A 9,707-nucleotide genomic window follows, 5' to 3' on the forward strand; every position below is an offset into this window, starting at 1 on the left:
TGCCGTGTACCGCACCGGGGTGGGCGTCGTCGGCGGCGGCACGGTCGCTCTCGGCGTCGTCATGATCCCGCTGCCGGGGCCCGGGGCCCTCGTGGCGCTCGGCGGCCTCGGCATCCTCTCCACGGAGTTCGAGGGGGCCAAGAAGGCGCGCACGAAGGCGAACGCCGCCGCCAAGAAGGGCTTCGACGCGGCCAAGGCCGCCCGCGACCGCCGCCGCGCCACACGCGCCGCCGCCGCATCCGGAGGTTCCGCCTCTTGAGGTGCACGACCGGTGCAGCGAGGATCGGGTAGGTTCTCTGCGGGGGTTCGCATGCAGGAGTCGGTGCGCCGTGTGGGCGCGAAGATCGTCGCGGTCGCGACGGTGGTCACGGGAGCGATGCTGCTGAGCGGATGCTCGGCACAGGTTTCCGGGAGTGGGGCTGCGCCCACGGCATCCGTCGCTCCCCGTACCGTGTACGGGTTCGTGATCATCAGCGATCCGCAGCTGACCGAGCAGGGGGTGGCCGAGCGGCGGCAGCGGGTGTGGGACACCGGCGACTCGAGCTGCGTCGCGCCTGCCGGGTTCGAGGACATCGTGGCCGGCGGAGAGTTGCAGGTGCTCGGTGCCTCGGGGGTGATCGCGACCGGTGAGATCCAGGTCGGCGACTTCCATTCGGACGTGATGTCGGCCAACGGCATCCTCGGCTGCGGATTCCCGTTCGTCGTGGAGGGGGTTCCGGGGAACCTCGACCGGTACGGGGTGCACGTGGGCGCCGAGTCGAGGGAGCCCTACGCCTTCAGCGCGAGTGAGATGCGCAGCGGGCCGAGGCTGTTCCTGCCCTGAACGGGCAGCGCCGATGCCGCCTCAGCGGGACGTGCGGTTCCCGGCGGCGCTGTCGGCGGCGGCCTGGGCACGGCGGAGGGCGCGCGCCGCGTCGGCATCCGCAGCCTCCTGCACGGTCGGGGCGGTGCCGCCGAGGTCGCGCGGCTGCCACCACTGGCCCGTGCCGTCGACCGGATACGCGGCCTGCAGGCCGGCCGTGAGCTCTTGCAACTGCGTGCGCAGCTCGGCGGTCCTCTCCGGCACCGAGTCGTCGGGCCGCACCTCGATCGGGGTGCCGAAAGCGAAGTCGACCGGCACGCCCACGCGGTCGCGCATCCGGATCTTCCGGTTCTTGGTGAGCAGGCGCTGCCCGCCCCAGACCGCCACCGGGATGACCGGCACACCGGCTTCGGCGGCCAGCCGCACAGCGCCCGACTTGAGTTCGCGCACCGTGAAGCTCGCGCTCACGCCCGCCTCGGGGAAGACGCCGATGATCTCGCCACGCCGCAGCGCCTCGACGGCCTGCGCGTAGGCCTCGCCGCCGGCCGACATGTCGACCGAGATGTGCTTCATCCCGCGCATCAGCGCACCGACCACCGGCTTGTCGAAGGCCCGCTTGGTGGCCATGAAGCGCACCCGGCGGCGGTTGTGCAGCCAGGTCTGCCACTCCACCAGGGCGAACTCGAGGTAGCCGAAGTGGGTCATGGCGAACACGGCGCCGCCGGTGGAGGGGATGTTCTCCAGGCCGGTGGCCCGGTGCTTCACGCGCAGGGCGGCGAACACGGAGCGTCCGATCCCGATCGCAGCAGTATAGACGGGCTCGGCGGGACGTCGTCGGGTCATGCCTCAACCGTACGGGGCCTCCCTGCGCAGAACCGGTGTACGGGGTGCGGATTCGAGCGGGCGCGGCCGGAGCGGGGGATAGTGGAGAGCAGCCGGAGCGAGCATCCGTGATCCCCGCGGAGGAGGATCTCCGGCCGGAAGCGATACGACGATGAGCCACGACGGCGACAGCAAGGCAACCGGCACCGACGGCCAGGGTCTCGGCAAGGACGGCACGATCCCCGACTCCCCGGACGGCATCGCGGTCGGGCACGACCCGGACGGGTCGCACTTCAACCCGAAGGAGGACACCGACGAGGCGGACGGCAGCGACGGCGCACCGACCGCTCCCGCCGCGGGATCCGACTCCACCTCGGGCGGCGACGACCCCTACGAGATCGAGACGGATCTCGGCCCCGACGGACCGGCCCAGGTCTAGCGGGCCGGGACCGGGCTCGGGATCGCGGAAGGGCACCGACCATGTGCCGCTGGGTGGCCTACTCGGGGGAGGCGCTGCATCCGTCGACCCTGATCCTCGACACGCCGCACTCGCTTGTGGCGCAGTCGCTCGACTCACCGCTCGGGCGCGAGACCGTGAACGGCGACGGGTTCGGGATCGGCTGGTATCCGAAGGGAGCCGTACCGGGCGCGGCGCCGGCGTTCTTCCGCAGCATCGAACCGGCCTGGCACGACGAGAACCTGCGCGAGATCGCGCATGCGGTGGAGAGCCCGTTGTTCTTCGCGCACGTGCGGGCCGCGGCCGGGCCGCCGATCCAGCGCACGAACTGCCATCCGTTCCGGCACGAGAACTGGCTGTTCATGCACAACGGGGCGCTGCGGGATTTCCACACGATGCAGCGAGACATCGAGCTCGCCGTCGATCCGTCGCTCTACACGTCGCGGCAGGGCACGACCGACTCCGAGGCCGTGTTCCACCTGGCGCTCAGCCGGGGCCTGCGGGAGGATCCGATCGCCGCGATGGCGCGCACCCTGCGGGAGATCGAAGAGATCGGCGCGCGGCTCAGCGTGCCGCATCCGGTGCAGGGCACCTTCGCCGTGAGCGACGGATCGACCGTGTGGGCGTTCCGGTACTCCAGCGAGGGGCGTTCGCGAACGCTGTTCCACTCCGAGGAGATGGCGACGCTGCAGAAGGCGTATCCCGACATCGACCGGCTGAGGGTGTTCGGCGAGGGTGCCCGGGTGATCGTGTCGGAGCCGCTCACCGATCTGCCCGGCGCGTTCGTGGAGGTGCCGGAGTCGACCGTGGTGATCTTGGAGCCGGGGGAGGACGGGTACCGGGAGGAGCCGTTCCTGCGCGCCGCGTAGGGGGCGGGTTCCGCCCGTCCCGGTCCCGGTGCCGCGGGTACAGCGGTCGGCCGTTGCGGCCTCGGCTCAGGCGCCGGGTGCGGGCCCGTCGGTGGGCGTGGCCGAAGCGATGTACCTGTGGATCTTCTCTTCGAGCTCGCGGTCGAAGGAGTCGACTTCTTCGCCCGCGCCGGCCTCGGATTCTGGGCGGTCTGCACCTCGGGATTCCGTCATGGCATCAGGATAGCGGTTCACTCCAGCGAGTCTCAGCGCCGCCTCGTCCACTGTGCACGAGCTCGGCCGGAGAGTCGCCGGAGTGAACGGTGCCGGCAGTGTTCGTGCCTCATGTTCGGGCCGCGTTCGTGTCTCAGGCTGCGGCGAGGAGAGCGTCGATCTGGCCGAGCGCCTGGCGCATCCCCTCTTCCATGCCCATGGCGATCAGTTGCTCGAGCTGGTCGAGGCTCTCGTAGGACGTGACGATGGTCATCCGCGTCACGCCGTCGCCGGCCGGCTCGAGGCTGACGCGCACTTGCGTGACGGGCATGTCCGGGTTCGGGGTACCGTCGTCGAGCGAGAAGCCGTCTTCGTAGGTGAGGCCGTCGGGAGCGTCGACCGTCTTGACCCGCCACCAGCCGGGGGCCTTCTCGCCCTCCGGCCCGCTCATGTAGTACCGCGATTCGGCGCCCGGCGTCAGCTCGTGCTGTGTGAAGGTGGCCGGCCAGGTCGGCGGGCCCCACCAGCGTTCGAGCTGACGCGGATCCGCCCACATCTGCCACACGCTCTCCACGGGGGCCTCGAACTCGGCGACGAAGGTGAGGGTGAGGGCCTCGGGATCTTTGTGCGAACTGATGACCGTCATGGTCGGTGTCCTCTCTCGGTGGGGGTGGTGCCGGTGGATGGGGTGGTGTCGGTGGAGTCGGCGCGGATGGTGTCAGTGACGGTGGTGCCGGTTCGGGCTGGGTCACCCGGTGTGGTGTCGGTCGATGGGGTGGTGAGGGCCCGCGTCGGATCCTGAGGGGCGGCCAGCGCCGCGCCGAAGCGGTCGAGGCGCTCGCGCCAGAGCTGCTCGAACTCGCCCAGCAGGCGGCCGGCGCGCTGCAGGGTCTCGGGGTTCGCGCGCACGATCTGCTCCTTCCCGTGACGGGTCTTCCCGATCAGGGCGGTGCGCTCGAGCACGCTCACGTGCTTCTGCACGGCCGCGAAGCTCATCGCGTAGCGCTCGGCGAGCGACGAGATCGACTGCTCCTGCCGGATGGCCCGGCGCACGATGTCGCGCCGGGTGGAGTCGGCCAGGGCGCGGAAGATCGCATCCGTCTCGGCTTCGCTCAGCTCTCGTATAACCATTTGGTTGTATGTTACGCACGTCGCCCTGCGGCCACAAGGGGTTCCGGATGCCGCTGCTCAGCCGTGCGACGTGGTGGTGTGCGGCGCGGGGAGCGTGCCCCCGAGCAGTTGCTGCACCGTCACCAGGGTGAAACCACGGCCGAGCAGACCGTCGACGATCATCGGGGTCATCCGTGCGGTGTTCTCGTGCACGTCGTGCAGCAGCACGATCGCACCGGGGCCGGGTTGCTGCACGGCGCGGTCGAGCAGGGTGGCGTCATCCGGAATCCGCCAGTCGTTCGTGTCGATCGTCCAGAGGATGGCCGGGAGCTCGGTCTGCGCGAGCACGCGCGGGTCGACGGCGCCGTACGGCGGGCGGAAGGTGCTCGGCCGCACGCCGGCCGCATCCTGGATCGCCTTCGTGGTGCGCTCGAGCTGGTCGCGGATCTCCTCGTCGGTGAGCTTGGTGAGGTCGGGATGGTTCCAGCTGTGGTTGCCGATCTCGTGGCCTTCGGCGTGCATCCGCACCACCACGCCCGGGTTCTGCGCCACGCGGTAGCCCTGCAGGAAGAAGGTCGCGGCGGCGCGGCGGGCGTCGAGGTCGTCGAGCACCTGGGCGGTGTAGTCGCCCGGGCCGTCGTCGAAGGTGAGAGCTATGCACGCGAAGAGCGCGCAGTCGACCTGCTCCTGCGCGCGGGTGGGGGCCGCCGGCAGGGCGAGAGGGGCTCCGGATGCGAGCACCGCCTGCACCTGCGTGCCCTGCTCGCTCAGCAGTGCGGTGGCGTCGGCGGCCGGCACCGTGATCGTGAACGGCGGATGCGCGCCGTCGGCGCCCGCACCCGCCCGCCAGGAGGCGAGGGCGTCGAGTTCGGGAGTGCCGAAGCCGGCGGGCACGGTCACGACCAGGGCGCCGTCGGGCGCGAACGCGAGGTGCGAGAACCAGGTGCGCAGCTGATCGAGCGGAAAGTCGTCGACGCTCTGGTGCATCGCCGGATCGAGCGCTCCGGCACCGGCCTTGAGCGACTGCACGAGCCGGGGGAGCAGCGCTCGCAGGCCGTCGTCGGTGACGAAGGTGTCGCTCGTGATCACGAAGGCGCCCGCGGTGTCGGCGTAGTACACGGTGCTCTGGTCGGAGGTGATCTGATCGCCGGTGGCGGTCGTGATGCGCAGCGACTCCACGAGCAGCGTGCCGGCGGCGGCCAGGATCTCGCAGGTGATCGTGAGCCGCAGTCCCTCGCCCGGCGCGCTCAGGGCGGGGTCGGCGAGAAGCTCTGCCACGGGGCGCGTGGTGGATCCGGGCACGCAGCCGCGGTTCTCCGGTGCGATGTCCGGTGCGTCGGCGGCCGGTGTGTAGGGCGCGCCGGCGAGACCGCTCTGCTCGGCGATGGCGGCGGTGACCCGGCCGCGCAGCAGGTCGGTGAAGGCCGGGTTGCCCGGGATCTCGCCCCACCGTGCGGCCAGCGGGGCGGCCGTGTTCGCCGAATACAGCATCCGCACGTCGATGCCCGAGGCGTCGACCGAGGGTGCGGGCGTCGGCAGACCGCTCCCGGATGCGGGATCCGAGGTGCCGGTGATAGCGAGCTCCGCGGGAGCACCCGCGTGCGGACTCCAAGCCGGAGCCTCCCCGATGGAGGCGCACCCCGCGAGCGCCCCCACCACCAGCACGCTCACGGCCGCCCGCCACGCCCGCCGGAGCCTCGTCAGGTCGCATTTTCGGTCGCTAGCCAGGCGCTGTGCACACATTATTGCGACCAATCGTCCGCGCCGAAGCTGACCGCGGTGAGGAATTGGGCGATCGTGGGGCGGTAGGCGGCGGACCGTTCGGTGGGTGCGGTGGCGATCACGACTAGCGCGGTGCCGGTGCGGGTGGTGGCCGAGGGGGTGGTGGTGGCCGTGCCGTCGGTGGGGTCGGCTGAGGTGATGGTGGTGGCCGTGCCGTCGGTGGAGTCGGCTGAGGTTGTGGTGGTGGTGGCCGCGTCGTTGGCGGTGTATGCGACCGGGGTGGTGGCCGTGCCGTCGGCGGAGGGGGTGGAGGTGGTGTCGGCGGAGGTGGTAGCCACGAGGTCGGCGGAGGGGGTGGTCGCGGCGGTGTCGGCGGGCGTGGTGGCAGCGGGGCCGGGGGAGGAGGTGGTCGCGGCGGAGGCGGGGGTGGCGGGGCGGAGCAGGGCCACCAGAGTTGTCGTGCCGTCGCCGGGGATTTCGGCGTACCGCACGGTGGCACCGGAGGTGAGGGTTTCGTCGCTCCAGGAGGCGGTCGACAGATCGGGCGCTTCGCCGTCGCCGAACGCGCTCGACGTGGCCAGCGCCGCTGCGAGCATCCCTTGATCGGCATCGCTGCCAGGTGCGGCGTCCACGGCGATGGCTTCCACCCGCAGCACGCTATCCGGGGAGAGGAGCACCGTGCGGTCGGACGGCAGGAACGGGCCGATGCCCACCACCACCCAGCCCGCGCTCGCCAGGACGCTCACGCTCTGGGCAGTAGAAGCCCCCGATGGAATCGGCGTCACTGCTCCATCGGACTCGGAGTCGGAGTCGGACTCGGAGGCGGAGTCGGAGTCGGACTCGGAGTCCGGGCCGGAGTCGGACGCGGGGGTGCCGGGCGTGGCGACAGCGGCGGGCATCAGCGTGATCGCGGTGTCGGCCACCAGACGCTCCCGGGGGGTCTCCGCGAGCACGGGCGGTAGCCACCACAGGGCGACGAGTGCGGCGGCGGCGAGCAGTGCGACGAGTGCTGCCGCCACGATCGCGAGAATCCGCCGTCGGCGCGGCCGCGCGCCACGGCGTTCGAGGCGTTCGCGCGTGCTGCTCATCGTCGTCGGCTTCCGGGTCGGGGTGGATCGGCGATCCGGCATCAGGATAGGTGAGGGTGCAGCCGGGGCCGGCAGACGCGCCCTGGTACCCCGTTCTCGTTGCGGAGACGTTATCAACAGGTGTCGCACGGTTGGCGGGAGAGGCGCCGGTGGCTTGGGATCGCCCCGAAGTGGGGGTGCGGAATGGCCCTGCTCCCGCACCGTTTCTGCCACGATCGGGCCGAGGCGGTGTAATCCGGCCCGTGCCGATGGGCGCCCCGCCACCCACCGAACGAAGAGGTTCCCATGTCTCATCGCCCTCGACGCCCCCTCGTCGGCCGTCTCGTGATCGCGGTCTCCGCGGTGGAGCTGCTCGTCTCGCTCACCGCGTGCTCGGGGGCGGATCCCTCTGCATCTCCCGCGACACCCGCCTCGACGGCCCAGGGCTCCACGCCGACGGATGCGACGCAGGGCGCCACCCCGGCTGACGCCCCCGCCTCGACGGCGCCGGCCACGGACGCGCCCGTGGTGGTGGAGGAGCTGGGCCGCGGCGAGCAGCCCGCGGGCGTCGATGTCGAGGTCGACGGACCGGTCGAGGTCGACGGACCGGTCGAGGTCGCCTTCCGGCGCATCACGCTGAAGCCCGGTGCGGGAACCGGCAAGCACTGCCACGACGGTCAGCTGATCGCGGTCGTCGAGCAGGGCGAGTTCACGCACTACGCCCCGGTGTACCCCGACGGCGTGCACGTGTACGAGGCCGGCGACTCGATCGTGGAGGGCGCTCACTACGTGCACGAGGGCAAGAACGAGGGCACCGAAGACGTCGTGCTGCTCGTGACCTACGTGATCGCCGACGGCGATCCCCTGGCCGAGACCGACCTGTCGAAGTGCTCGGGCTGACCCGGCTGTAGCCGCGCCCGCTGCATCACTCGTCTGCGGCGCCCGCGTCATCGCCCGGCCATGGCGCCCTCCTGCGTCACCCGTCCACGGCGTCCCCGCTCGCAGCACCCCCGCCCAAGGCGCCACCGCTCGCGGCCCGCGCCGCGGCTTCGACCCGAGCGTGGTGCGCCGCCCATCCGGAGTCACCGCGGTCGGCGATGTTCGGGTCGCCCGCCCCGTTGCCCACCGCGCCGTCGATCAGCTCGCGCAGGATGTCGGCGTGACCGGCGTGCCGTGCGGTCTCGGCCACCATGTGCGCCAGGATCTGCTGCAGCGTGACGGATCGGCGCTCCGGCGGCCACCACGGCACCGCGCCGCGGGTGTCCCAGTCCAGGGCCGCGATCGTGGCGTCGCTGTGCGCCGCCGAGTACTCGTGCAGCTCGATGATCTGCGCCCGCGACTCGTCGGCCGTGGCCCACAGGTCGGCCTCGGCAGCCGCATCCGGAGCATTCCACGGCAGGTCTCGGCCCAGCCGCCCGAACACCTCGCCGAAGTACCCCAGCTGCACCGAGGCCACGTGCTTCACCAGGCCGAGCAGGTTCGTGCCGGTGGGTGTCATCGGCCGGCGGATGTCGTACTCGCCGAGCCCGTCGAGCTTGGCGAGCAGGTCGGCTCGACGCACGCGCAGGTAGCCGTGCAGGGTCTCTTTGTCGGCGAGGGGGTCGGGGATTCGGCTCATGGTCCGACTCTGCACCCGACCGCCGACATCCGGCGAGCCGGCGCGGAGCATCTGATACGACGCGGATGAGAAATATTCGGAAAGCGTGTGGCACGAACGCCATATGTGTATATGCTGTGCTCGCGGCGGTACCACGGGGGTGGAGATTCGACGAAAGGTCCCACGTTGTTCCGTGCCCACTCATCCAAGCCGCGGCTTGTCCCTGTCGCCCTTGCCGTGGTTGCGACCATCGCCGGCGGCCTGTTCGCTCAACCCGCCCAGGCGGCCCCGACGGCGCCGATCGCGGCGGGCGATCCTTCCGCCCTCGCCGATCCGGTCGCCGTACTCGGCGCCCTGGCCCCCGAACTGCTGGCCGAGACGAGCATCCCGGCGACCGCCGACCAGGCTGCTGCGATCCGCGAACAGCAGGGGGTCGACCCGTTCCGAGCCGACATCCCCACCGATCCCTTCGACGCCATCCGGCTCGCCCCGGCCGCGACCGAGGGCGCGGGCCTGCCCGTGGGCGTGACCATCGACTACGCTCGGGGCCGGTCCCACGAGGTCGGGGGCATCACGGCCTACTCCGCCGGCGAGGCATCGGGTGCCGGAGCGGCCGGTGCCACGGCCTACGTCCAGCCCATCCAGAACGGAGTCCGTATGCTCACCGCGCTGGCCGATCGCCGCTCGGGCGAAGACTTCTCGTACACCTTCGATCTCCCGCAGGGCAGCCACACCACCGTGCTGCCCGACGGAGACGCGCTGGTGTCGGATGCCGGCAACCGCTACGTGGGCACGCTCGGTCAAGCCTGGGCACGCGACGCATCCGGTGCCGAGCTGCCCACGAGCTACCGCTGGGATGGACCGGTGCTCACCCAGCACGTCGAGCTCGGCGCCGACACGGTGTTCCCCGTGCTGATGGATCCGGTGTGGTTCTACAGCTACGACTTCTCGGCCACGATCGCCGGCTACCACGCGAACCATCCGAAGGCCACCGCGGGCGCCGCCGACAAGCTGCTGCACGGCTGCTTCAACTGCTCGTTCCCCATCAACGGGGCGCCGCGCGGCTACC

The 9,707-nt window shown here is 71.5% G+C and carries 12 protein-coding genes and 1 pseudogene; 6 read left to right on the forward strand and 7 right to left on the reverse strand.

Features of this window, described 5'->3' with window-relative positions:
* Both Q0D75_RS20570 and Q0D75_RS20575 read left to right on the forward strand, forming a co-directional pair.
* Positions 1–259: PGPGW domain-containing protein (locus Q0D75_RS20570; protein WP_291057679.1), on the forward strand; the 259-nt coding region annotated here is incomplete at its 5' end.
* Positions 260–310: 51 nt separating this feature from the next.
* Complete coding sequence (locus tag Q0D75_RS20575) at positions 311–823, forward strand: hypothetical protein (protein WP_291057681.1); 513 nt, start codon at positions 311–313, stop codon at positions 821–823.
* Between the two features lie 21 nt (positions 824–844).
* Here Q0D75_RS20575 and Q0D75_RS20580 read toward each other — a convergent pair whose 3' ends face one another.
* Complete coding sequence (locus Q0D75_RS20580) at positions 845–1,645, reverse strand: lysophospholipid acyltransferase family protein (RefSeq protein WP_291057683.1); 801 nt, start codon at positions 1,643–1,645, stop codon at positions 845–847.
* Between the two features lie 151 nt (positions 1,646–1,796).
* Between Q0D75_RS20580 and Q0D75_RS20585 the strand changes: the two genes are divergently transcribed.
* Positions 1,797–2,063, forward strand: a complete 267-nt coding sequence (locus tag Q0D75_RS20585; RefSeq protein WP_291057685.1) for a hypothetical protein — start codon at positions 1,797–1,799, stop codon at positions 2,061–2,063.
* 41 nt (positions 2,064–2,104) lie between these two features.
* A complete protein-coding gene (locus tag Q0D75_RS20590; RefSeq protein ID WP_291057687.1) occupies positions 2,105–2,950 on the forward strand; it encodes a class II glutamine amidotransferase in 846 nt (281 codons plus the stop codon).
* Positions 2,951–3,016: 66 nt separating this feature from the next.
* Here the strand turns inward: Q0D75_RS20590 and Q0D75_RS20595 are convergent, their stop codons facing one another.
* The 5 genes and pseudogenes from Q0D75_RS20595 to Q0D75_RS20615 form a co-directional block, all read right to left on the reverse strand.
* Positions 3,017–3,163 carry a hypothetical protein gene (locus Q0D75_RS20595; RefSeq protein WP_291057689.1) on the reverse strand — a complete coding sequence of 49 codons (147 nt, stop codon included), beginning with the start codon at positions 3,161–3,163 and terminating at the stop codon, positions 3,017–3,019.
* 133 nt (positions 3,164–3,296) lie between these two features.
* The gene (locus tag Q0D75_RS20600; RefSeq protein ID WP_291057691.1) at positions 3,297–3,788 is read right to left on the reverse strand and encodes an SRPBCC domain-containing protein; all 492 of its coding nucleotides are present in this window, start codon (positions 3,786–3,788) and stop codon (positions 3,297–3,299) included.
* 188 nt (positions 3,789–3,976) lie between these two features.
* Positions 3,977–4,273, reverse strand: a pseudogene (locus tag Q0D75_RS20605) (ArsR family transcriptional regulator); the annotation flags it as partial.
* A 57-nt stretch (positions 4,274–4,330) separates the two neighbouring features.
* A complete protein-coding gene (locus Q0D75_RS20610; RefSeq protein WP_291057693.1) occupies positions 4,331–5,923 on the reverse strand; it encodes a polysaccharide deacetylase family protein in 1,593 nt (530 codons plus the stop codon).
* Positions 5,924–5,994: 71 nt separating this feature from the next.
* Positions 5,995–7,062, reverse strand: coding sequence for a hypothetical protein (locus Q0D75_RS20615; RefSeq protein WP_291057695.1), 1,068 nt, complete (start codon positions 7,060–7,062; stop codon positions 5,995–5,997).
* 285 nt (positions 7,063–7,347) lie between these two features.
* On the opposite strand from Q0D75_RS20615, the gene Q0D75_RS20620 reads away from it, so the two are divergent.
* Positions 7,348–7,941: a cupin domain-containing protein gene (locus Q0D75_RS20620; RefSeq protein ID WP_291057697.1), complete on the forward strand. Its 594-nt coding sequence runs from the start codon at positions 7,348–7,350 to the stop codon at positions 7,939–7,941.
* 76 nt (positions 7,942–8,017) lie between these two features.
* On the opposite strand, the gene Q0D75_RS20625 is transcribed toward Q0D75_RS20620, so the two are convergent.
* Positions 8,018–8,659: a DinB family protein gene (locus Q0D75_RS20625; protein ID WP_291057699.1), complete on the reverse strand. Its 642-nt coding sequence runs from the start codon at positions 8,657–8,659 to the stop codon at positions 8,018–8,020.
* A 216-nt stretch (positions 8,660–8,875) separates the two neighbouring features.
* Here Q0D75_RS20625 and Q0D75_RS20630 point away from each other — a divergent pair.
* Positions 8,876–9,707 (forward strand): hypothetical protein (locus Q0D75_RS20630; RefSeq protein ID WP_291057701.1); only part of this gene is annotated, 832 nt, incomplete at its 3' end.

This window comes from Herbiconiux sp. (genome assembly GCF_023264855.1).
GTDB lineage: Bacteria > Actinomycetota > Actinomycetes > Actinomycetales > Microbacteriaceae > Herbiconiux.